Origin of the sequence: Roseibium sp., from assembly GCF_965233565.1 — a bacterium.
Lineage (GTDB): Bacteria > Pseudomonadota > Alphaproteobacteria > Rhizobiales > Stappiaceae > Roseibium.
Map to the genome: position 1 here is coordinate 5,547,329 of NZ_OZ247494.1, position 22,437 is coordinate 5,569,765.

Here is a 22,437-nt window from a genome sequence, read left to right on the forward strand (position 1 = left end):
ACCTGTTTGAATTTTCGTGAGCTTCCTTAAGGTCATATCAAGAAGAGGCAGGGTAACTAGGAAGACGTTCCGTCGCATTTGTCGGGCAAGGATCACGGACTGGATCAAGCGTACATGGGCAAGACCTGGATGACATCTGCTATCTCGGCTCTGTTGAGCTGGTTCATCGGTGAAGGCCGCGACCTGGAAGTCGCGCGCGCCCAGTATCGCTTTATCCAACGTCAGACGCCGTTCCTTTACCTCATGAGCCTTGCAGGTGGCTGGGGGCTCGTTGCGACACATTGGTCCGTCGCGCCGCTTGGTCTGACACTGGGGGTGCCTCTGGCGGTCACGGCTTTTGCCCTGTTCCGTATTGCCGCGCTTCGAAGAAATCGGGACAAGGTACTGACGCGAGAGGAAATCAGGTCCTGGCAAAAACAGGCCATGATCCTGTCTGTCGTCTCTCCGGCGGTGTTTTCGGTCTGGGGGCTGTCGCTGTTTCCCTATGGCGGGCCTTACCTGCAGCTCCAGGTGGTCTTTACGATCGCGGTCGTCAACTTTGTCGTTCTGTTCTGCCTGATCCATTTTCGGGCGGTAGCGGTCATCAACGCTATTTGTGCCAACTCATTGTATTTTCTGTATTTTGCAATCAAGGGCGACCAGATTTTCACCTTTTTTGCGCTTTACGGGATCGCTGCAAGCATCGGAGCGTTCCTGGTTCTCAACAATCACTATCGTGATTTTCTGAGCCTCATACGTGTCGGCCGGGACCTGCAGCGTCACGCAGCCGAACTGGAACAGAAGCAGGATGAGACCCAGAAGCTGAGCGATCTGAACTATCATATTGCCAATCACGATCATCTGACCGGCCTGCCGAACCGGCGGCGTTTTCTCGCCGAACTGGAATCCTGTTTTGCAAGGGTTCAGAACGGTCAGGAAAACCTGTCTCTGTGTGTGTTCGATCTGGGCGGGTTGCGTTCGATCAACAACATCTATGGCGTCAAGACGGGCGATAACATCCTGCTGGAGGTGGCGCGGCGGCTCCAGTCAGGGATGAGCCCTGCAATGTTCGCGGCTCGAATTGCAGGAGACGAGTTTGCTGTTCTGTCGACGGGCGATGAATTGGAGATCAACCGGACGGCTGGCCTGCTCGATGATCTCTTCACGGACGCCTGTACGTTGCCGGAAAGTCAGATTCAACTGGTCTATCGTGCGGGTCTCGTTCAAGCCGATCACACCGTGGCCTCCGCAACGGACCTGCTTGAGCGGGCCGTTTACGCAATGCAGGATGCCAAGCAGAACGGCAACTACCCGTTGGTCGCGTTCGGGCCCAGGCATCTTGAAAAGATGAGCCTTAATGCGCGCATCACCCAGGCACTTGCATCGGCGGATATCAATGCGGAGTTTTCCGTTGCCTTTCAGCCCATTGTCGATGTCTCAAGCAACAGGATCACAGCGGTGGAGTGTCTGGCACGCTGGCACAGTCCTCTGTTGGGACAGGTGTCGCCGGGTGACTTCATTCCCATCGCCGAACGCTCGGGCTTCATCAACGCTCTGACGCTTTCCCTGATGGAAAAAGCGCTTCTGGCAGCGCGCAGCTGGCCGGATGAGCTGAAACTGTCCTTCAACCTGTCTGCCAGCAATCTGTCGTCCCGGGGATTTGTTCTGGATTTCCTCAAACTCCTTGAATTGCATGCATTCGATCCGAAGCGTTTGAACTGCGAAGTCACGGAAACCACGGTCATGTGGGATTTTGCAGAGGCCTGTCTGGCAATTGACGTCTTGAAAGAAGCCGGTATCCGGTTGTCGCTTGACGATTTTGGAACCGGTTATTCCAGTCTCAGCCATGTGCACCGCCTGCCGCTTGACTGCATCAAGGTGGACCGCAGTTTCGTGCGCGGCATCAGCCCCGATACGGCAGGTTATGGCATCGTCAAATCCCTTCTGGCCTTGAGCAGGGACATGGGAATTTCCTGCGTCGTGGAAGGGGTCGAAACCGAAGAGGAATTGTCGGTACTCAGAACACTCGGCACCAGCGAAGTTCAGGGTTACCTTTTTTCCAAGCCGATCAGTGCCGGGGATCTCGAAGCGCTCCTTCAAGGGGACGCTCAGCTTGGCGGTCAGACCGGTCGGAGCCCCTCTGCCGTATCAGTCTGACAACCGGTCGCAAGGGCCGATCCAATCGACAATATTACCGATGGTGGTTGTCTGTGATCCCGAAAGCGCCTAATGCTGGCGCACGTCGAGGGGAAGCCGGATCGCAGGAGACTAGTCGTGGCACGCAAGCTGAAATCGTTTCTGGTTCCCGGACTGATCCTCGCGGCTGTCCTCGTGCTTGGCTTCCTTTTGTCCTGGAATGATTTCCTGCTGTTGCAGGCCAAGACCTACAACATTCCGTCAGGCAGCATGTTGCCCACCCTCCAGAGAGGGGACCATCTCGTTGCACGACAGATTTCTGCGAGTTCCGGAGAAGGGGGGCTGCCTAGACGCGGTGACATAGTCATTTTTGATCTGCCGAGTGACCCTCATATTGCCTATGTGATGCGGGTTGTTGGTCTGCCGGGCGAGAAGTTGCAGGTTCAGGAGGGAACGGTATACCTCAATGAGGAACCGATAGCTCGGGACAAGGGCAGCGACTATGTCGATGTAAGCGAAACCGGAAAAAGACATAATATTCCGCGCTTTCGCGAAACCCTGCCGGGTGGGCGAAGCTATGAGACGCTTGATGTCACACCCCGGGGAGTGAGGGACAACACACCCGTTTACGAAGTGCCGGAGGGGCACGTGTTTGTGCTCGGCGACAATCGTGACAATGCGATCGACAGCCGGTTTCCCGGCCGGGTGGGGTTCGTTCCCCTGCAGAACATCACGGGTGTTGCCGAGGGCGTCTATTTTTCCGGTCCCGAGGGCGGCTTCGTCTGGCGCCCCTTGACTGCGCCTGAAGCAACATCAGCACCTGTCGAGTGAGCTGGCGCTTGATGCCGTCAGTTTGATGCCAGGAACGCTCTAGAGGTCGGCAAGGCCTCGATCGCCAGAGTGAGCTGTTCGGTTACGTCCGGCATCAGGTTCGACCAGCGACCAAACCTTCTGGTTCTGACGACCTGAACGCTGGGATACCAGGTCGAACGGCCATTGTTTGCATGCCAGTACCAGGGATGGGCAGGCTGCGTCAGAAGCGCTGCCGGCCGTCCCATGGCGCCTGCGACATGCATTGGCAGCCCGTCCGGGCCGATCAGAAGATCCACTTGTGACAAAACGGCGCTGAGGTCGGACAGGCTTTCGAATTGCTGGCCGCAGTCGGTGACCCGGGGAAAGTTCGCCAGTTGATGGCGCGCATTGTCCCGGACCACGCTCAAGAACGTGCCGCTGAACCCGTGCAGGCTGTCCAGCAGGTGGCGATAGTCATCCAGCATCAGGCCGGCTCTTGTCTCATTCCAAGCGAGCCCGACAAGCGGGCGGGGAAGGTCGCGCAGGGCGGTTTGCCACTTGGTCAGATGTGTCGTCTCGGCGCGAATGTAGGCACCGGTCTGACGGATGCGTTTCAGGACAGGCGATGGCATGGCAAGCGCACCTGAGAGCGAGGCTTGGTCCCCGGATCCTGTCTGACCGGCAAGTTCCTCGAACGTGAAGCCGCGCAGGAGGTCCGCCAGTGGCTTGACGTGAACCGGCCCTGACAGGATTCTTTGCGCACAAGGGATCGGCGGACTTGCCGCAAATCGAATGAGAACCAACGCTTCCAGGCTGGAAAGGTCAGGGTCTATGACAACATCCTTGGTGGACAGCGTCTGAAGCTGATCTTTGGGGCACCCGATGATCGACTGGCTGTATGCCTGATCGGTTCGGGCTTCTGAAGACCAGGACAGAACGGTTTTTTGAAGGTCTTCGAGGCTGTCGGATGCCAGCATACAGTCCCGCAAAACGGACATTGCCTGGCTTCGGTGTTTCAAGCAGCTTTCAGAGGGCACTTCCAGAAACGGCTGCAACAACCGGATCGGTTTGGAGAGATAACCGAGAGCCCGGTAGGCCTTGGCCAGGGCAACCAGGGCAGCTTCTTGGTCAGGATGGCGTTTGAGCTGCTTGAGGAAGGCGGCGAAAGCTTTTCTGGTATCGCCGCGCACCGCCTCGAGCCGGATCAGAAGCAGCCAGCCTTCAAGCAGTTCCGGGAAATGCAGCGTCAGCCAGATGGCCAGGTTGCGGGCATCCTCTGTCAGCCCTTTTGCAGCCTGCCTTTCAGCCGTTTGCAGCATGGTGTCGGGCGCGACCGGAGATTTGGGACGGGCTGCTGACTTCAGACGGCACTCGAATGACATCTTGCGTGTGTCTCGCATTTGGGAATCTGGCGGTCACTCTGACCGAGATCTGTGGTCAGGGGGTGTGGTTACCGATCAGGCCCTGCAGCCGATGCGACAGGTCTTCCATCAGCCTGGTCCATTGACCAGGTTCGTCCCGATTGAAAACACGGACGGATGGATACCAGGTCGACCGACTGTTCTGTGCATGCCAGTACCAGGGATAGGCCGGCTGGGTCACGACAGCTGCGGAGCGGCCCATGGCGCCGGCAACATGTGTCGGCAGTCCGTCCGGCCCTAGCAGCAGGTCGACTTCCGCGAGGAGCGCGGCGAGGTCGGCCAGCGATTGGAAATGCACACCCGCATCGATGATATCGGGCCGGTTGGCGAGCTGGTGGCGTGCGTCATCCCACATGACACTGACAAAGGTTCCGGGAAAGTCAGGCGAACCGTCCAGCAGGGGACCGTAGTCGTCGAGGAGAAGGCCGGGTCGGCTGGTATTCCAGGCCAGGGCCACAATCGGGCGTGGCAGGGCTGACAGAGAGGCGTGCCAGATCTGGCGCCGGTCGTCACGTGCCACGAGATAGGGACCCGTTGCACGTCGGTCGCGCAGGTCGTCCGGGGGCAGGGACAAGGCAGTGCCCAGCGATGCAATCTTGTCCGGTCTGTCAACCGCGCGCATCCATTCCAGCGTGTCGGTACCAAGGAAGGTGCAGTCGGCAAACAGATCGGAAAGTGGTGCAAGATAGGTCGGGCCAAACACCTGCTTGCGCTGGCGGTCAGGTGGCAACGACAGTCCAAAACGCAGAAGGACAAGTGTTTCCAGGCTGGTAAGACCTGGTTCGATGAACATATTCTCTGTGTCTCGATCCAACAGTCCGGGAGCGTTCGTGACCTTCGCGGAGGGCGCACTGCCAAATCCGGTCGACGCTTCCTGGTGAACCAGTCCTTCCTGCCCTTCCGTGGGAAGGGCTTCCAATAGGTCAGACGCGAGGGCACATTCGCGGAAGAGGCCGAGAGCTTCATTGTAGCGGTGCCGTTCGATCTTTCCTGTGGCCGCCACCAGGGGTTTCAGCAATTGCATCGGCTTGTGGACGTCACCGCGCTGCCGGTAGGCCCTTGCAAGCGCAATCAGAGCCGCCGATTTGTCCCTGTGCTGTTTTACCTGCGTCAAAAAATTCGCAAATGTCTTGTCGGCCTTTCCCAGGAGAGCCTCGATCTGTAGCAGCAAAAGCCAGGCAGGAAGCAGATCTGGAAACTGAAGCGTCAGGCGTTTGGCCAGCATTCTGGCCTCGCCGACATGCCCGGTCGCGGTCTGGCAATCGGCAAGGTGCAGCATTACGAGAGGGTCCGTTGGCAGCTTGAGATGCGCTTCTTCCAGTACGGTCAGAGCCTTGGCGTGATTGCCCGTTTCGGCGAGGATACAGCCGAGCCTTGCCAGGTGTCGCGGATCGCCGGGTGCATTGTCGACGGCTTTTTGGGCAAGCTCCAGCGCGGTCGCATTGTGTTTCACTCTTGCGTATAGGGCGGCCAGGGACGACAGCAACGTGGCATCTTCCGGTTTGTGTTCAACGGCTTCGCGCAGAAATCTTTCTGCCTGTTCGAATTGCCCGGCGTCCACGAGCCTGTCCGCATAGAGCACGCTGGCGGCGGAATGAAGCGGGTCCAGAACAAGGGTGTCTTCAATCAGCGTGTCGGCTTGTTGGCGGTCGCCTTTTGCCAGCAACAGCGAGGCCATCGACACGCGCGCGTCGCAGTCCGCTGGGTCTCTTGCCAGCGCTTGTTGAAGCAGTTCTCCTGCCGCGGCAAACTTGCCGTCTTCGATCTGGATTTCCGCAAGCGCCCTGAGGGCCGTTCCATGGCTTGGCGTCATGAACAAAACCGCTTCATAAAGCGCTGCCGCGCTCACCCTGTCGCCCGCCGCTCTGTGCTGCGCCGCCGCCTTGAGGCGGTCTTCGACTGACATCATCGGTCAGCATTCCTCCAGTTACTCATCCACCTGACAAGATCGGTTGATCGGCAGGTCAGCCAAGGCTGATCCGTTCCCCGTCGACACGTACATCCTGTTTGGCATTGATCAGCGTGATCTCGCTGTTTTGCAGCGCAACGCCTTCCACCTTCTGGACAAGGGTTCCGGCGGAGACCGTATCGGTTTTTTCAATTGTGGCCGACCGGTTTTCGGCCTTTACGGTGAGCGAGCGGGTCGAGCTGAATTTCTCGGCGATCGTCTCGACGACGGTTTTGGCGTGCAACGTGACAGCACTCGCGCTTTGGGCCAGCACATCCGTGAGCATGGCCAGTTTGCCGGCCCTGAACCGCATGGTCTTTCCGGAAAGTTCCAGATCGTCCTGCGCGGAGATCTTGAGCGAGGACGCACCCGGTACAGCAACTTCAGGTGTCCGGCTTTCCTCGGCACGGATCAGAACGGCCAGGACAAAGGCGTCTTCACCGGCCGCATAGAGAAGAACCTTGTCTCCGACTGCCGGCGAAAGCAGGCAGCTCCCCGCCTGACGTGCAAAGATCTCTTCGCCGTCCTCCGTTTTCAGGGCAAGGTCCGTGTCGGACAAAGTGAGCGTGACAAAGGCGGTTTTCAGGCCATTTGTCACCGTGGGAGCAGCGGCGAAGTCTTTGTCGCTATTTGCCTGGGACTGATTTTCCTGGTGCATTTCGAGTTCCTAGCCTGCAATTCGTTTCGCCTAGAAAATCAGATGCATAAGATCTGTCTTGTTCACGCTGATCTGTTCGGAGTTTAAGCCGATATTTCTCCTGTTCACGTCAATCTGGCTTTGAAGGAGATCGAAGTTTCTCCTGGCAAGGTTCAGGTTTTCGTTCGCCAGTTTTACGCTGTTGTTTTCCAGCTTTGTTAGCGCATTGGTCAGATCCAAGATGTTCTGATCGACTTCCACAGCCGTTTTGTCCACCTTGACTTCGTCTTTGGAGAACTTGAACAAGGTGAAATCGCAACTGACAGCCGCCAGACTGAGCGTAAGGGCCGCAGAGCACTTGAAGTTGAGCCCAAGCGAGAGGGTTACCGTTGCAGCCGCATTTACATCGAAACCGGCTCCGAAATACATGCTGTTGCTGCTGCCGAAGGTGACAAAGGTTTTCGATCCCTCGGTAAAGCCGACGGTATTTCCCTTGTTGTAAGTCAGAGAGTCTTTTTCGGTATATTCAAGTTTGGTGCCTGCCTTGTATTTCGTTTCCGTTTTCGGTGTCTTGATCGTCAGACCTCCATCATCGTCGTCCATGATGATTTCGTTTACTTCGCCGCTGTTTTGATTGGAGCGGATGGTAATCGCTTCGCCACCTTCGATGTTGATGTCGTTCTCCGAGCGTATGAAGGTCTTTTCGCAAGCCTTGATCAGCAGATGGCCATCACAGGACAGAAGAATGCCGCCCTTGTCGGCGCTTCCCGAGGCTTCCGTATAGGCTTTTGACTTGTCACTTGCCGCCGAAACGAATTCTTCCGGATACAGCACCTTGGCCTTGTCTTCGCTGTCTGCTTCGGCTTCGATTTCGCAATAGCTGCCAAGGCGGAGCAGAACCCCGGGCGTTTTGCTGGCGTTGTTGCCGTTTTCCGGAACAAACAGAAAGGCGCTGTAGTCCGACGGGTCGATGTCGACATTGCTGTCGCCGGTGATTGAATCTGGGTCGATATCCGTTATGTCGACGGAGACCGTCCCCGTGCCGCCGCATGTCGTGCAGGTCACGGCGTTCAAAAGGCCGGTGCCGTTACAGACCGTGCATGTAATTGTTGCCATTTCCAGGTCCCTCTTGTTCTTGAATGCCTACGTGCCGGCATTGACCTTGTTCCGGCCGGCCTGGGCTGCATTTCCCGCTGCAGGCGCCGGCTGACCTCTGAAAATCCGAAACATCAGGCGCTTGGGTTCATCACCTTGATTTGCGACGGGCTAATCGTGTTGCCGACAGAATTGGGGAGCTTTCCGTTTTGCACGGTGGGATCCATCAGCGAGCGGGTAGACGGCGCATTTTGAAGGACCAGCTTGGTCGAACATTTGACGTTCTTCGACGACGAGCAGACTTCGCTCGAAATCATTCCGCGGCCAGGACCGCTGATCGTGACCGGGGCTTCATCCATGATCGTGTGTGCCGTGGTGCCCTGTACGATGACGCGGGTGCATTTGGGGACCTCGGTTGCCCGCATCCCTGTGCTTGGGAAGACCAGCGGGATCTCTCCGGCGGGCGTGACTTGCATGTAGGGGTCCACGGGTGCCAGATCGATGCCGGGCAGGGGACCTTGAGAGTTGATGAATGGCATTGTCGTTGATCCTTTTTCTTCGTTTACCTGTCGCCCCTGAATTCCATTCCTGTTCCGCGCTGCTTTCCTGCAACATCTGGCCTTGGCGTCAGATGCGTTTATGCCGTCGATTGCATTGCCGTCTGGTGCGAGCCGTAGGTCGCTTCGTGGTCGAGAACGACGATTTTGGGGGTATAGACCTCGGCGATCTTGCGCTCCTGATCAGTTCCCAGCACCTTGCCGCGCGCGCCGTCAAAGAGCGTGCCGTCGATTTCCGCGCCGTGGAACTTTGTGTTGTAGAACTCCGCCGCTGAAAAATTGGCTGCGCTCGCATCGGCATGCGTCAGGTCCGCCTGGCGCAGATCGGCACGCTCAAACCGGGCGGCCTGGCAATTCGTGCCTTGCAGAACGGCGGACCACATGACAGATGCGGTGAAATTGACGGCGCGCAGGCTGGAGCCTGAAAACCCTGCCATCAGCAGATTGCTTTGACTGAGATCCGCGCCATCAAGCGTGCATTTCATGAAAGACGAGAGTTTTGCCCTGCTGCCGGACAGGATCGCCTTGCTCAGATCGCACTCGACAAACATCGATTGCTTGAGCGTTGCGTTCGCGAAACTGGTTCCGATGAAGTGTCCGTTGGAGAACCTGCAGCGCTCCAGCGTTTGTCCGGAGAGGTCCTTGCCCGACAGGTTTGCCTCTGAGAACACGGCGGTATCGATCTGCACGCCTGTCAGAGCGACACTCCTGAGATCCGCCTTGGTCATCACGAAGTTGGTGAGGGACGCTCCGGTCAGCGATACGTTCTCAATCATGCAGTCCAGGATCAGGCTCTGGTCCACGCAGGACGCCTCGAAATCTGCCCCGGCAAGTCCGGTCTGCGCCATGACGGCCCTGTCGAGTTGCGCGTCCCGCAGCTGAAGACCATCAGCCGCGCAGGAAATCAACTGCGTCTGCGAAAGGCCGCATCCGTCAAAGTTTGCTTGGGTCATGTCGCAGGAAACGAAGGTCGTTTGCTCGAGCTTCGCTTTGGAAAACGCCGCGCCTGCCAGGTGGCACGAAACGAATTGCGCATCCGTCAAGTCGGCGCCTGAAAAGTCGCAAGTTGTCAGGTCGCACTCGATCCAGATCGATTTTCTTAGGTTAAGCCCGGTCAGGCAGGTATTCGGCAACCGTTTGAAGGTGATGGCCTGGTCATGAGCAACATACTCCAGCGCATCGCTCACGGAAATCGGCAGATGATCCGGTTTGCGTTCTGTCAATGCGGGCACCTCCTCTTAATTTTGTTGGCCAGTTCCTGATCTACTGGACCAGCTGGCCATGTGGGCGCGCGATATTGCTGTTGGCCATATTGGCGTTGGTCAGGTCGCAACTTGTCAGCTTTGCGTCCATGAAATCTGCGGCATACAGGTTGGCATGCCTCAGGGAGGCAAGCCTGACGTCGCATTGGGTGAGAGAGGCCGCAAAGAAGTCAGCCGCACAAAGGTCGCTGTATTTGAGATCGGACAACAGAAAACGCGCCTGTTTGAAAGACGCCGCTCTGCCGTCAACGGACTGCATGTTGCATTTGTTGAAGAGGCAGTTGTTGCAATCGGCTCTTAGGAACAGGGCCTCCTCCAGCAGGACGTCGTTCCAGCTTGCGTCGGTCGCCTTGACGGCCTCAAAGCGTGCGCCCGATAGATTGCATTGACCGTGAAAACCGGCCTCCGTGAGATAGGCCCGTGAAAAGTCCGCATCGATTGCCTGGACCTTGGTAAAGGCGGCCCGATTCAGTCTGGCGCAGGAAAAATCGGCTTCACTCAAATTGAGGTCAAGGAAAACAACCTGATCGAGCTGCGCATTGCAGAACCGCAGGCCGAGGCCAGCCCCCTTGATCATAGTCAGGCCATTTATGTGGGCGCCGCTGAAATCAGCGAAATCCAGTTTGCAGTCGAGGAGCGACAGCTGGCTGAGGATAGCTCCGTGAGCCGTGACGCCCGAAAGGTCCGCCTGCGTGATCATGCAATCCGCCAGCCGTGCCGCGGAAAAGCGCGCGCAGTGCAGGTTTGCGCCACTGAAGTTTGTGCCAGTGAGAGCGCAGCCGGTGAAATCGGCCTCTTCCAGCCTGGCGGATGTGAAGACCGCGCCGTCCAGCCGGCAGTCAGTGAACAATGCGCCCCTCAAGTCAGCCTGCTCGAAAAAAGTGCCGGAAAGGTCCTTGCCGGAAAAATCCAGACCGCGCAGATCGAGACCGGCTAGGTCCGCTCCCTTGAAGTCATGTCCGCCAGCCAGCTTTTCGCCGACCATGATACCGATTTGCCGGGCGGCTTCGGGCAGATAGGGTTCCAGAGGGAACATCGCTTCGGGTGACTTCTGACGGCCAGCTGAGAGGATTGTCTCAAGATCTTCCTCGCTCTCCTCCAGCGACGACATCAGGTCCAGGCACTTTTGCCTGATGGTTTCCGCCATGGAAAGATCTGTATCGTCCGGTTCTGTGACCGAAACTGTTTCAAGCGTCTCCAGGAGTTGCGACAAGGGGTCGTTCGCGTCTGCGCCCACAAGACCGGGATTGATCCTGGAGGCAAGGTCGGACGCGGATTTCATCGCAGCCGCTGTCTGTGATGCGATCCGTATCTCGTCGACAGGCTGTGGACCGATACTGTCAGGACCTTGTGCCATCAGGTCGAAATCCGGACTCGCATTGTGAGCTTCGAGGGGTAGGTCATTGATGTCGATCTCAGCCATCTGACGCAGATCGTCAGGCAGTGCCGAACAGGCATCCCCAACACTGTTCGGCAGGCTCATTTCCGAAAGGTTGTTTTGTTCCAGCTCCTGGCGGATCGAATGGAGAAGGGAGCCTTCAGGCAAACGAAGTGCACGCGCCTGGCCTAGGGCGCACTGTTTCGCAAGCGCGTCTTCCGCCCTGGGGTCCGGACTGAAGAAGCTGTCCAGAGTTTCGGTCAGTTTGGCGTCGATATCCGGTGTATCTCCCACGCCAGCCTGATCGGACAGGGCTCTATTAATGTTTTCTTTCAAGTCGTCAGACGCAGGGAGGTCCCCTTGAATAGCCGCCTGTATGTCGGGATCCAGCTCAAATTCAGGAAAGTCGTCCAGGCTTTCGCCGTTCAGCAACTGGTCCGGCAGCAAGCCCCGAACCTCGTCCGGCACCTTGTTCTCAAGCGCCTGCATTGTCAGATCGGCCCGCTTGAATTCCTCCTCGGCTCGTTGGAGCAAACTGCTTTCAACCTGCTCGATGTCATCGATCAGTTCGGCGAGGTCGAAATCGCCACTTGCCAGTTCCTCGGCTGTCGGCAGTCCGACAAGCGGGATGTCGTCGGCGGCACCGGCCTCCGTTGGTGGCATCAGCTCCGCAGGCAGCCCCTGGTCCTGCAGCGTCTTCGCCGACAGCCAGTTCGCGTTTTCGATAAACGTCTCACGCTCGGCGCGCGCCTGCGCCAGGCGCGCCTGACGCCTTGCCTGTCTCTGCTCTGGATCGGTGTCCGGCATGAGCTGAAAGTCTGAAAGGGCGTGCTTGTAGCCGGCTTCCGGATCGGAGCGCAGTTGAAAGACCCGGTGATAGTAATCAGGCGGGCGCGCTTCAGCGGAAGCGTGCTCCACCGCCAGGAGGATCGACCCGATGTCGTCGCCGAACCGGTCTTTGCACTTGGTGATGCCGCGGAAGGTAAGGACCGCTTTTTCGACATTCGGAAACAAGGTGACGGTGTCGCAGACCATCGCCATTTCCGTGAGATCATCCTGGTCAGGCCGGTGAATGAAACCACGCATTCTGAAGGAGGGAAGTGTGCCTTCCACGGCCCGTCCCGTGCGCGACATACCGGTTACTGAAAAAGGCTCCCCGCCGGAAAGATATGATGCAAACCGCTGATCTTCGGGCGCGTCAAAATGAAAGAGCGGATTGTAGTCGTCGGGCCTGCGCGGCGATACATGGTCCTGCCAATGCTTGTCATAGGTCCCGGCAAGCTTCAGACGCTGAGGGTTGTCCTGACCCAATGGGCCGAAATGGGCGGGAAGCGGGATATCGTCCGGAGACAGGATCAGGCGGTTTGCGTCTTCTATGTTCGGCAGCGGTGCATCCAGACCGGCCTCGATCAGATGTCGGGTCTTGTGACCTTTGCCCTTGGGATTGGGGCCGTGACCCTGGCCGCCAAAAGCGCGCAATTCGCTGATAGGCATCTTGTCAAAAGGTTCAGGTGCGCTGATTTCGATGCCCCTGTCGGTCAACTGCCAGAAGCGGTTTCCGAAAACGGCCAGACGTTTCACCAAGTCTCCGCAGCGGGCCGTCACCTTCAGGCCTGTCACGGGCTGATAGTTTGGTGCCAGCGCATGTCCCGCGATGATCATCTCAGCGCGGGGTTTGAGCTGGCCCTTGTCGAAGATGCCACCGTCCGGCATTTGCTCGGCCACCATTGGCCACAGCGCTTGTTCCGTGAGGAGATCGTAAGGGGTGGAAATATCAAAAAGCAGATATGACGAAACCGTCAGGATATTCCCGCCCTCAATCGCATGAGGTTGAAAGGTCGCGGAAATTTTCGACGGCTTCACAATCGCGGGCATTTAAGCACCCCGTTTCATATCGCCCCTGATATCCTTCGGTTGATGTTGTGGCCCTGCAAAGCCAAGCGTGTCCCGCCAGTGGGAGAGTTTCTCGTTCCAGTCTGGTTAGATGGCTCATCGAGAAACTTAACGATTTCTTAATCTTGTATTTAAGGTTGTATACTTTCCAATGCAAGTCAGAAATTGCTGACTGCGACAGAATATGTGCCGAAACCGACATTGAGGCCAAAAAAGGACTGAAATGAACAATTTGTAGGTCAAATTTGGTCTAATTGTATGATTTTGACCTGTTTTGTTTCCAAATGTGAATCGATCTCGAGACCCCGGTTGTGCGGATTCAAGAATGAAGGGAAGGAGTTGTTCAGCCGATGGATATGAGGGCGCAATTTTAAATTGCAATTTCGGTTGGTGTTTTGGAACGAGGTAGACACCTGGTGTTGTCAGCCGGAACCAGCTCAGAAGTTCCAGGGAAATTCGCTACGATATCTTTTTTCCAGGGCTCCGAGCAGCAATTCTCGGCTACCGCCTTGCACCAGACCGTTGTCAGCCAGATGGCGGTCGAGAAAAAATCCGGTGAGGCCAAACCCTTCCGTCACATCTCTCCACGTCAGCTCACTGCCTGCCTGGCGTTGACCGTCCAGAAGAAAGGAGGGAAGCGGCAGCAACTTGTCGTGATAGGGCCGGCCGGCTTCGCGGCTGACGGCACGTGCCGATTTGGGCGAAACGTAAATCAGGTCCTCCTGCTCGCCTGTCGCTGCACAGCGAGTCAGGTCGAGCCCCAGACCGAGCACTTTCAGCAGCTCCAGTTCAAAGCGAATGAGCAGTGCTCCGGCCGCATCTGCCGTTTCCAGATGATTCAGAACCACGCCAAGTGCATCGAACAGGCCGGGATAGGGATGACGTTCTGGCAACAGGCGCAGCAGAAAGGCAAGGTGCTGGACACCGGCAAGGCCAAGCCCGCTGGTCATCAGGTCACCGGCTCGCAAGGTTTCCGGTTCGACCTGGTACTGCCCCAGATGGTCTGAAAGACGTGCCTTCCAGGTAAGCGCCAGCTCGTTGCCTGGTTGGAGCACAGGTCGAAGGCGCCGCGAACGGCCGCCACGAACGAGACCGAGATGGCGGCCATGATCTTGGGTCATGGCCTCCAGAATAACGTCGTTTTCACCATGTTTGCGGGTGGTCAGCACCACGCCGCGTCCACTCCACTCCATCGGCAATTCCACGTCAGGTCCACGGCAACAGGCAGCGGATTCGCGGCAGTGTATCTTCTATTTCGGGAATTCCAGACCCATTTCGCGGTACCGTTCCGGATCGTCGGCCCAGTTTTCCCGGACTTTCACGAACAGGAACAGATGCACCGGCGCTTCAATGATCTCCGATAATTCTTCCCGGGCCGCCTGCGAGATCTGCTTGATGGTCTGACCGCGTTTGCCGAGCACAATACTCTTCTGGCTGTCCCGTTCCACATAGATGGTCTGCTCGATGCGCGCAGACCCGTCCTTGCGGCTCTGCCACTGTTCGGTTTCCACCGTCGAGATATAAGGCAGCTCCTGATGCAGCCGCTCAAACAGTTTTTCGCGGGTGATCTCGGCGGCCAGGATGCGCAGCGGCAGGTCGGATGGCTGGTCTTCCGGAAAGAGCCACGGACCCTCGGGCACTTTTGAGGCAAAGTGTTCAAGGATTGCCTGCGTGCCGTCGCCGGTCAGCGCGGAGATCATGAAGGTTTCCTCGAACTCGATGTATTCGTTGGCTTTTTGCGCCAGCTGCAGCAGCTTTTCGCGCTTGGCGACATCGGTCTTGTTCAGGATCAGAACCTTGGGCGCAGACTGGTTCTGCAGTCTCTTGAGAATGTTCTCAACCTCTTCGTCGATGCCCTTTCTGGCATCGATCAGAAGCGCAATCACGTCAGCATCGCGAGCACCGCCCCAGGCGGTGTCGACCATGGCCCGGTCCAGCCGTCGTTTCGGTTTGAAAATGCCCGGCGTGTCAATGAACACGAGCTGGGCAGTGCCGTGCATGGCAACCCCGCGCACAATGGTGCGCGTGGTCTGCACCTTGTGGGTGACAATCGATACCTTGGTGCCGACGAGTTGGTTGATCAGCGTCGATTTGCCGGCGTTCGGAGCTCCGATCAAGGCCACGAAGCCCGCGCGGGTGCCCTCCGGCATCTCCGGCAGCGGCTCTGGAAGCGGCATGTCGAAGCGGGCCGCAGGTGGCTGAAAACCTGTGTCGTCGTCGTGTTTGTTGTTGTTGTCGTCGCTCAAGGTGGTCCTATTCTTTCCACACGCCTTCCCGGCGTAAGACGGCTTCCGCCGCGCTTTGTTCGGCAATCCGCTTCGAGCCACCTTTGCCCTGGCCGGCGGGCAGGCCCTGGACTGTCACCGACACGGTGAAACTCGGAGCGTGATCGGGCCCTTCACGGCCGGTGACGTCATAACGTGGTGTCGGCAGGCTCTTCGATTGGGCCCATTCCTGCAAAGTGGTCTTGGCGTCCCGCAGCGGACCTGACCAGGATAACATACGCGGTTCCCAAAGGCGCCTGACAAAGGCCTCGGCCGCCTCGAAGCCGCCATCCAGGTAGATTGCCGCGATGATGCTCTCGCAGATATCGGCGAGGAGGGCGGTTTTCTTGCGTCCGCCGGTTTGCGCTTCGGCAAGACCGATGCGCATGGCGTCGCCAACGCCCAGTTCCTGGGCGATTTCGGCGCAGGTTTCCCGCTTGACCATGTGATTGAAACGACGGGCGAGCTCGCCTTCGTCAGCCTTGGGAAAATGCTTGTGCAGCATGGAGGCGATGACCAGGCCCAGCACGCGGTCGCCAAGAAACTCCAGGCGCTGATAGCTGCCGGTGACCGTTTCACTCGGCGCCAGGGCGCTCGCATGGGTGAGCGCGACCCGCAGCAGCTCCAGATCCTTGAAATCGTGCTGCAAGGCGTCCTTGAGGGCCGAAACCGGACTTCTTTGTGGTTTTTTGCTCATGCAATTGCTTTGCAGTTTTGGCGGAGGCCGGAAATCGAGCGGTTACAGCGTTCGGCCGATCCGATCCCAGCGCACACTCCATGGCCAGGTCCAGACCTGCCACGCCGGCGTCTTGTCCTTGATGGAGAAGAACAGGATTTCTGCGCGGCCCATGAAGTTCTCAAACGGCACGAAACCGACCTGCGGATAACGGCTGTCGACCGAATTGTCCCGGTTGTCGCCCATCATGAAGTAATGGCCTTCGGGCACCTTGTACTTCCGGGTGTTGTCCCGGTTGCCGCGTTGCGTGATGTCGAGCGTCTCGTAGCTGACGCCGTTCGGCAGGGTTTCCCGATAGCGCGGGACACGGTCGACAACGCCGGACGGGCTCTGTTCGATAAAGTCGTCAATGCGTTCGCGCTTGACCGGTTCGTCGTTGATGTGAACGACGCCGTCAATCACCTGGATCGTGTCGCCGGGCAGGCCAATCACCCGCTTGATGTAATCGGTCGACGTATCCGTCGGCAACTTGAAGACGGCAATGTCACCGCGCTCGGGCTCTGCCGACCAGACACGGCCCGAAAACGGGGCCAGGCCGAAGGGGAAGGAGTAGCGCGAATAGCCATAGCTGTATTTGGAGACAAAAAGATAGTCGCCGATCAGCAGCGTGTCCTTCATTGAGCCGGACGGGATGTTGAAAGGCTGGAACAGGAAAGTCCGGACGATCAGCGCCAGCAGCAACGCCTGGACAATGATCTTGACTGTCTCGCCAAGTCCGCCGTCCTTCTCCTTCTTGTTTTCCGTCACGCTCATCTTATCCCTTAAACACCTGTTCGCGGTTTCAGTTCAGCCGCTGTCATCCAGCGGGACTTTTAGCCGGTCGCGTGACCGGAAGCAATGCAGCGGTTCGCTCTCAATCAAGGCTTTCCGGGGGAAACCGGCGAAACCGGGTCCGGCCAGTCCAAAGGCCAGGCGGAGATCACGACAAAGGCCTGTGCCAAAGGAAAGTCGTCGGTAATCGTCAGGTCGATCGTCGTCTTGAACCCCGCCGGGGTCATGGCCGCCAAGCGGTCAGCTGCACCGCCAGCCAGAGCGATGGTGGGTTTGCCGGACGGCAGGTTGACGACGCCCATCTCCCGCCAGGCAACTCCCATGCGGATGCCGCTGCCGAGGGCCTTGGAGCAGGCCTCCTTGGCGGCGAAGCGTTTGGCATAGGAGGCGGCACGTTCAGCACGCCGGTCAGACTTCGCCCGCTCAATCTCCGTGAACACACGGTTGGTGAACCGATCACCAAATCTGTCGAGGGTTTTCTCGATTCGACGGATGTCGATCAGGTCGCTGCCGATCCCTAAAATCATGATATTACTCTCATGTTTTTTCGAAGCTCAACGTGGGCTCCGGTGGCGCCAAATTCAAGCGCTACCGTCTTCTTCCATCGGCGAACGGGGAGAGGGGAAGAGCTGATCGCCCTTTTCGGCCAGCTTCATGCGGCGGCGGCGCTGATAGACCTCAACGCTCTTGTAGACGATCACGTAGGAGATGATGGCGACGGTCAGGCCAAGCGGCACGGCGCCGACAAACATCGGTTTGAGCATCGGCCACAGGCTGTCGTAGGACTTTTCCAGAAGACCTTCCTGGAATTGCTGATGGACCTTGTGGGGATCGGCCTTGGGGGCCCGGCCATGTAGGATCCACTGCCCGACCTTGAAGGTGGATGCCCAGATGAACGGAAAGGTCAGCGGATTGCCAACGGATGTGCCGAGTGCAGAGGCAATCAGGTTGCCCCGGAGCACATAGGCAAGGGCAAAGGCAGTGAGGAAGTGAAACCCCACCAGCGGTGTGAAGGAGGCAAAGGCACCGGCCGCAAATCCGAGCGCAATCGCATTGGGCGTTGCGGTCAGCCGCAGCACCCGTTTGCTGAAATAGCGTGTCGAACGGGACCAGCTGTTTCGCGGCCAAACGGCGACGCGCAGTCGCTCGATCCTTGATGGCCTATTTCTTCGGCGAAACAGCATGTCTGCAAGTCGATCCCGTCGTTGGTGTCTCAGCTCAGTCCGCGGCTGCCCGGTTTGACGGCTGGAATGGCAGCCAATTCGGGCGGAAGCTTGTCCGGCTCATAGGCCGGGACCTTGTATTCTGCCAAAGCGACCAGCGGTACCGAGACATCGGCCTCGCCACCGGACCGGTCGATCAGGCAGGCAACAGCCAGAACTTCAGCACCAAGAGCTTTCAACGAGGTTACCGTTTCCCGACTCGACAGGCCGGTTGTGACAATATCCTCGACAATGATGACCCTGGCCCCCTTCGGCAGGTCGAAGCGGCGCAGGCGGAATTCGCCGTCTTCACGCTCCACCCACATGGCCGGAATGCCAAGATGGCGGGCGGTCTCGTAGCCGGGGATAAGTCCGCCAAGCGCAGGCGAGACGATATAGTCGATGTCTCCGAGGCCGGCGGCAGCGATCTTCTCAGCAAGCGCCTTGCAGAGCTTCTCTGTCTTGTCCGGATACATGAAGACCCGGGCCTTTTGAAGGAATACCGGACTGCGCAGGCCGGAAGTGAGGATGAAATGGCCTTCCAGAATGGCGCCCGCCTCGCGGAACAAGGACAACACTTCGTCTCGGTTCATTTCCAATATCCTCTAATCAATTTGAGCGGTCAGCCATTCACCCGGTTGACGCTCGATACATTCGATTTCGTCCGCAATTGGTTGATGATCCGGTTCAGGTGCTTCAGGTCCCACACTTCCAGATCGATCAGCATCTGGTGAAAATCGGGTGCCCGCTGCACCATCTTCACATTGTCGATATTGCCACTGTTTTCGCCGATCACCTGGGCGATCGTTGCCAGGGATCCCGGTTCATTGGCGGCGGATATGTCAAGCCGGGCCGGAAAACGCTCTGGGTTGTTGACGTCGATGTCCCAGCGCACGTCCACCCAGCGCTCGGTCTGGTCGTCGAATTCCTTCAGCGCCGGCGATTGTATCGGATAGATGGTCAGTCCCTCGGAAGGGGTCAAGATGCCAACGATCCGATCTCCCGGCACAGCCCCACCATCTGGGGCAAAGGTGACCGGAATGTCTCCGGACAATCCGCGGATCGGCAGGGCCGGTCCTTCGCCACCGTCCTCATTGTCGAGCTGCGATTTGCTTTCATCAAGCTCACCTGGCGGAATGCGGAACTTCAGACCATGGCCCTGTTTCAGGCCGAACCAGCCTTCCTCCATCGGTGGACCGGACAAGGCGACGCGTTCGTCCTGGTAATCGGGATGAGCGGATTTCAGGACCGTCTGGGCGCCCAGGTCGCCCCGGCCGACGGCGGCCAGAAGATCGGCAACACTCGACTGGTGGTGCGTGTCGAGAACGGCCTCCAGCAAATCTTCCGAATAGGCTTTGTCTGCGCGGGCGAAAGCGCGTTTCAGAATGTGCTCGCCGAGAGCACCATACTGCTGGCGCACAGATTCGCGCGTTGCGCGCCGGATGGCGGCCCGGGCTTTCCCGGTCACCGCAATGGCTTCCCAGGCCGGGGGAGGGGTCTGCGCCGGTGAGCGGATAATCTCCACTTCGTCCCCGTTATGCAGTTCGGTCACCAGTGGCATGATCTTGCCGTTGATCTTGCAGCCAACGCAGGTGTTGCCGATGCCCGTATGGACGGCATAGGCGAAGTCGATCGGCGTCGCACCGCGCGGCAGTGCAATCAGCCGTCCCTTGGGCGAAAAGCAGAACACCTGGTCGTGGAACAGTTCCAGCTTGGTGTTCTCCAGGAACTCCTCCGGCGTGTCGCCCTGGGCGAGGAGCTCGGTGGTCCGGCGCAGCCATTCAAAGGCCCTGCAATCTTCCGTGTGCCGGGCAATGTTACGCCCACCCAGCTCGCCGTCTTTATAGAGCGCGTGCGCGGCAATGCCGTATTCCGCGACCCTGTTCATGGAGACGGTGCGGATCTGCAGTTCCACACGCTGGCGGGAGGGGCCGACAATGGTTGTGTGGATCGACTTGTAGTCGTTCTGCTTCGGTGTGGAGATATAGTCCTTGAACCGGCCGGGCACGGTCGGCCAGGTCGTGTGAATAACGCCAAGAACGCGGTAGCAGGCCTCGACGGTGGCGACCGTCACGCGGAAGCCGTAAATGTCCGAAAGCTGCTCGAAGCCGATCGCCTTGCGCTGCATCTTGCGGAAGATCGAATACGGGCGTTTTTCCCGGCCCTTGACGACCGCGGCCATGCCGCGTTCGCTCAGACGTTCGGTCAGGGTGGTCTCGATGTCCAGGATGAGGTCGCGATTGCGCTCGCGCAAGTCCGCCAGCCGGTCTGTGATGGTCTCATAGGCTTCCGGATTGAGCGTCTGGAACGAAATGTCCTCCAGTTCCTCGCGCAGATCGTGCATGCCCATGCGCCCGGCCAGCGGCGCATAGATTTCCATCGTTTCTTCAGCGATCCGGCCGCGCTTGTGCTCCGGCATGTGATGAAGCGTGCGCATGTTGTGCAGGCGGTCAGCAAGCTTGACCAGAAGCACGCGCACATCGTCGGCGATTGCCAGCAGCAGCTTTCGGAAATTCTCCGCCTGTTTCGCCTTGCGGGACACCAGGTCAAGCCGCGAGATCTTGGTCAGGCCATCGACAAGCTTGCCGATCTCTTCGCCGAATAGGGAATCGATTTCCGCCCTGGTGGCGTCGGTATCCTCGATCGTGTCGTGGAGAAGGGCCACGGCAATGGTGGCATCGTCCAGACGCAGATCGGTCAGGATCGCGGCAACTTCAAGCGGATGAGAAAAATAGGGGTCGCCAGATGCACGCATCTGGGAACCATGCTTCTGCATGGCATAGACGTAAGCCTTGTTGAGCAAGGCTTCATCGGCGTCCGGATTGTAACGCGTAACCCGTTCAACGAGTTCGTATTGACGCATCATGGCCGCAACCGACCCTGGCAACCGGCTGAGACATCAGCGGTAAATACAAAAAACGCCTGAAGCGCCGGACCGGATCGGCCGCGTTTCAGGCGCGCTTGTGACGAATGATCAGACGTCGTCGGTCCGCTCCGGCGGCACCAGACCTTCCAGGCCGCGCAGGAGGTCTTCTTCGGACATACGGTCAAACTCGACCGCGCTGTCGTCAACCTGATTCACCTGCGTCATCTGCTGCTGACCCGGGGCGGGCACCAGCGGCACGGCTTCGGCTTCCGGCTCATCCACTTCCACAAACTTCTGCAGGGAATGGATCAGGTCTTCTTTCATGTCTTCCGGGCTGACGGTCTGCTCGGCGATCTCCCGCAGTGCAACAACAGGATTCTTGTCGTTGTCACGGTCGATCGTCAGCGGCGAACCGCTCGAGATCATACGAGCGCGATGCGCAGCAAGCAGCACCAGCTCAAACCGGTTTTCGACCTTGTCGATGCAGTCCTCGACGGTCACGCGCGCCATTCGACGTCTCCATAGGTTTTGGAACTTGAAGAACCAGCGTATAGTGTTGACGTTTCAAAAAAGCAACCCCTTGTCGCTTTTGCGAGGCAAACCGTGACAACCGAACGCAGGAAGGCAAAAATGCAGGTTTTTTTGCCCGATTTTCATTTCGTGTCTCGCTTTTGCATTGCGAGCGTCCAATATTATGGTGTACGCCACTAACGACAGCCTCTGCCAGAATCAGAAGGCTGTTGAGAAACAGAACAATAAGCTGACTGAAACTGTGGCACGCACGGTATCTTCACAGCACTATATGCGTTGTCTGAACGAACGCGGTATCTGACTTGGCAGCGGGAAGTCGAGTTTTTTAAAGCGGTTTTTGTGCGACGCATATAACTCGGAAAGGTTTCAAATAAGATGTTTGACGCTCGAGAAAAGGTTGCTTTGTTCATTGATGGAGCCAACTTGTATTCAACGGCCAAAGCCATCGGTTTTGACATTGACTACAAGAGATTGCTGAAAGAGTTCCAGGGACAAGCCTACCTCTTACGCGCGTACTACTACACCGCGTTGATAGAAGATCAGGAATATTCCTCGATCCGTCCGCTGATCGACTGGCTGGATTACAACGGCTACAAGGTGATCACGAAACCGGTGAAGGAGTTTGTGGACAGTGCCGGGCGCCGCAAGGTGAAAGGCAATATGGACATCGAGCTTGCCGTGGATGCCATGGAGCTGGTTGAGTCCGTCGACCACATCGTTCTGTTCTCCGGTGACGGCGACTTCCGCTCTCTGGTGGAAGCGCTGCAACGCAAGGGCCGCAAGGTGAGCGTTGTTTCGACCTTGAAAACCCAGCCGCCGATGATTGCGGACGACCTGCGCCGGCAGGCGGATCACTTCATCGATCTGGCAAGCCTTGCCAACAAGATCGGCCGTGACCCTTCCGAACGGCCCCAGCGTCCGCAAACGCCTGCGCATCATGATGATGACGACGAGGACGACGATTACTAA

General features: G+C 58.0%; 19 protein-coding genes. 3 read left to right on the forward strand and 16 right to left on the reverse strand.

Annotated features, from left to right (window positions below; all coding sequences use genetic code 11):
* Positions 1-114 precede the first annotated feature (114 nt).
* Positions 115-2,136, forward strand: coding sequence for a putative bifunctional diguanylate cyclase/phosphodiesterase (locus ACO6TG_RS25240; protein ID WP_422375723.1), 2,022 nt, complete (start codon positions 115-117; stop codon positions 2,134-2,136).
* Positions 2,137-2,253: 117 nt separating this feature from the next.
* Positions 2,254-2,946, forward strand: a complete 693-nt coding sequence (gene lepB, locus ACO6TG_RS25245) for a signal peptidase I (protein WP_422375724.1) — start codon at positions 2,254-2,256, stop codon at positions 2,944-2,946.
* Positions 2,947-2,963: 17 nt separating this feature from the next.
* Here the strand turns inward: lepB (ACO6TG_RS25245) and ACO6TG_RS25250 are convergent, their stop codons facing one another.
* The 16 genes from ACO6TG_RS25250 to rpoZ form a co-directional block, all read right to left on the reverse strand.
* Positions 2,964-4,289: a hypothetical protein gene (locus ACO6TG_RS25250; RefSeq protein ID WP_422375725.1), complete on the reverse strand. Its 1,326-nt coding sequence runs from the start codon at positions 4,287-4,289 to the stop codon at positions 2,964-2,966.
* A 55-nt stretch (positions 4,290-4,344) separates the two neighbouring features.
* Positions 4,345-6,237: a tetratricopeptide repeat protein gene (locus ACO6TG_RS25255; protein WP_422375726.1), complete on the reverse strand. Its 1,893-nt coding sequence runs from the start codon at positions 6,235-6,237 to the stop codon at positions 4,345-4,347.
* Positions 6,238-6,292: 55 nt separating this feature from the next.
* Positions 6,293-6,934, reverse strand: a complete 642-nt coding sequence (locus ACO6TG_RS25260) for a DUF3540 domain-containing protein (protein WP_422375727.1) — start codon at positions 6,932-6,934, stop codon at positions 6,293-6,295.
* Positions 6,935-6,964: 30 nt separating this feature from the next.
* A complete protein-coding gene (locus ACO6TG_RS25265) occupies positions 6,965-8,029 on the reverse strand; it encodes a hypothetical protein (RefSeq protein WP_422375728.1) in 1,065 nt (354 codons plus the stop codon).
* A 113-nt stretch (positions 8,030-8,142) separates the two neighbouring features.
* On the reverse strand, positions 8,143-8,547 hold the full coding sequence (locus ACO6TG_RS25270) for a hypothetical protein (RefSeq protein WP_422375729.1): 405 nt from the start codon (positions 8,545-8,547) through the stop codon (positions 8,143-8,145).
* A 98-nt stretch (positions 8,548-8,645) separates the two neighbouring features.
* Entirely contained in the window at positions 8,646-9,788 is a 1,143-nt protein-coding gene (locus ACO6TG_RS25275) for a pentapeptide repeat-containing protein (RefSeq protein WP_422375730.1), read from the reverse strand.
* Positions 9,789-9,828: 40 nt separating this feature from the next.
* Positions 9,829-13,080, reverse strand: a complete 3,252-nt coding sequence (locus tag ACO6TG_RS25280; protein WP_422375731.1) for a DUF2169 family type VI secretion system accessory protein — start codon at positions 13,078-13,080, stop codon at positions 9,829-9,831.
* 455 nt (positions 13,081-13,535) lie between these two features.
* The gene (recO, locus tag ACO6TG_RS25285) at positions 13,536-14,291 is read right to left on the reverse strand and encodes a DNA repair protein RecO (RefSeq protein ID WP_422375732.1); all 756 of its coding nucleotides are present in this window, start codon (positions 14,289-14,291) and stop codon (positions 13,536-13,538) included.
* 57 nt (positions 14,292-14,348) lie between these two features.
* Positions 14,349-15,275 carry a GTPase Era gene (era, locus tag ACO6TG_RS25290; RefSeq protein ID WP_422378950.1) on the reverse strand — a complete coding sequence of 309 codons (927 nt, stop codon included), beginning with the start codon at positions 15,273-15,275 and terminating at the stop codon, positions 14,349-14,351.
* A 76-nt stretch (positions 15,276-15,351) separates the two neighbouring features.
* Positions 15,352-16,059 carry a ribonuclease III gene (gene rnc / locus ACO6TG_RS25295; protein ID WP_422375733.1) on the reverse strand — a complete coding sequence of 236 codons (708 nt, stop codon included), beginning with the start codon at positions 16,057-16,059 and terminating at the stop codon, positions 15,352-15,354.
* A gap of 42 nt (positions 16,060-16,101) precedes the next feature.
* Positions 16,102-16,851 (reverse strand): signal peptidase I, encoded by a 750-nt coding sequence (lepB, locus tag ACO6TG_RS25300; protein ID WP_422375734.1) that lies wholly within the window; start codon positions 16,849-16,851, stop codon positions 16,102-16,104.
* A 104-nt stretch (positions 16,852-16,955) separates the two neighbouring features.
* Entirely contained in the window at positions 16,956-17,396 is a 441-nt protein-coding gene (gene acpS / locus ACO6TG_RS25305; RefSeq protein WP_094070114.1) for a holo-ACP synthase, read from the reverse strand.
* A gap of 54 nt (positions 17,397-17,450) precedes the next feature.
* The gene (locus ACO6TG_RS25310; RefSeq protein ID WP_422375735.1) at positions 17,451-18,053 is read right to left on the reverse strand and encodes a DUF2062 domain-containing protein; all 603 of its coding nucleotides are present in this window, start codon (positions 18,051-18,053) and stop codon (positions 17,451-17,453) included.
* 29 nt (positions 18,054-18,082) lie between these two features.
* A complete protein-coding gene (pyrE, locus tag ACO6TG_RS25315) occupies positions 18,083-18,664 on the reverse strand; it encodes an orotate phosphoribosyltransferase (protein ID WP_422375736.1) in 582 nt (193 codons plus the stop codon).
* 29 nt (positions 18,665-18,693) lie between these two features.
* Positions 18,694-20,937 (reverse strand): RelA/SpoT family protein, encoded by a 2,244-nt coding sequence (locus tag ACO6TG_RS25320; protein WP_422375737.1) that lies wholly within the window; start codon positions 20,935-20,937, stop codon positions 18,694-18,696.
* Positions 20,938-21,045: 108 nt separating this feature from the next.
* Entirely contained in the window at positions 21,046-21,447 is a 402-nt protein-coding gene (gene rpoZ, locus ACO6TG_RS25325; protein ID WP_422375738.1) for a DNA-directed RNA polymerase subunit omega, read from the reverse strand.
* A gap of 396 nt (positions 21,448-21,843) precedes the next feature.
* Between rpoZ and ACO6TG_RS25330 the strand changes: the two genes are divergently transcribed.
* Complete coding sequence (locus ACO6TG_RS25330) at positions 21,844-22,437, forward strand: NYN domain-containing protein (RefSeq protein WP_094070119.1); 594 nt, start codon at positions 21,844-21,846, stop codon at positions 22,435-22,437.

Bases quoted from the DNA above. Each gene is read 5' to 3' on its own strand.
- ACO6TG_RS25310 (WP_422375735.1), bottom strand. From the start codon at position 18,053: ATGCTGTTTCGCCGAAGAAATAGGCCATCAAGGATCGAGCGACTGCGC.
- era (WP_422378950.1), bottom strand. From the start codon at position 15,275: ATGCCGCTTCCAGAGCCGCTGCCGGAGATGCCGGAGGGCACCCGCGCG.
- ACO6TG_RS25255 (WP_422375726.1), bottom strand. From the start codon at position 6,237: ATGATGTCAGTCGAAGACCGCCTCAAGGCGGCGGCGCAGCACAGAGCG.
- ACO6TG_RS25270 (WP_422375729.1), bottom strand. From the start codon at position 8,547: ATGCCATTCATCAACTCTCAAGGTCCCCTGCCCGGCATCGATCTGGCA.
- ACO6TG_RS25265 (WP_422375728.1), bottom strand. From the start codon at position 8,029: ATGGCAACAATTACATGCACGGTCTGTAACGGCACCGGCCTTTTGAAC.
- ACO6TG_RS25260 (WP_422375727.1), bottom strand. From the start codon at position 6,934: ATGCACCAGGAAAATCAGTCCCAGGCAAATAGCGACAAAGACTTCGCC.
- ACO6TG_RS25320 (WP_422375737.1), bottom strand. From the start codon at position 20,937: ATGATGCGTCAATACGAACTCGTTGAACGGGTTACGCGTTACAATCCG.
- recO (WP_422375732.1), bottom strand. From the start codon at position 14,291: ATGGAGTGGAGTGGACGCGGCGTGGTGCTGACCACCCGCAAACATGGT.
- ACO6TG_RS25240 (WP_422375723.1), top strand. From the start codon at position 115: ATGGGCAAGACCTGGATGACATCTGCTATCTCGGCTCTGTTGAGCTGG.
- lepB (WP_422375734.1), bottom strand. From the start codon at position 16,851: ATGAGCGTGACGGAAAACAAGAAGGAGAAGGACGGCGGACTTGGCGAG.
- rnc (WP_422375733.1), bottom strand. From the start codon at position 16,059: ATGAGCAAAAAACCACAAAGAAGTCCGGTTTCGGCCCTCAAGGACGCC.
- ACO6TG_RS25250 (WP_422375725.1), bottom strand. From the start codon at position 4,289: ATGTCATTCGAGTGCCGTCTGAAGTCAGCAGCCCGTCCCAAATCTCCG.
- rpoZ (WP_422375738.1), bottom strand. From the start codon at position 21,447: ATGGCGCGCGTGACCGTCGAGGACTGCATCGACAAGGTCGAAAACCGG.
- ACO6TG_RS25280 (WP_422375731.1), bottom strand. From the start codon at position 13,080: ATGCCCGCGATTGTGAAGCCGTCGAAAATTTCCGCGACCTTTCAACCT.
- pyrE (WP_422375736.1), bottom strand. From the start codon at position 18,664: ATGAACCGAGACGAAGTGTTGTCCTTGTTCCGCGAGGCGGGCGCCATT.
- ACO6TG_RS25330 (WP_094070119.1), top strand. From the start codon at position 21,844: ATGTTTGACGCTCGAGAAAAGGTTGCTTTGTTCATTGATGGAGCCAAC.
- acpS (WP_094070114.1), bottom strand. From the start codon at position 17,396: ATGATTTTAGGGATCGGCAGCGACCTGATCGACATCCGTCGAATCGAG.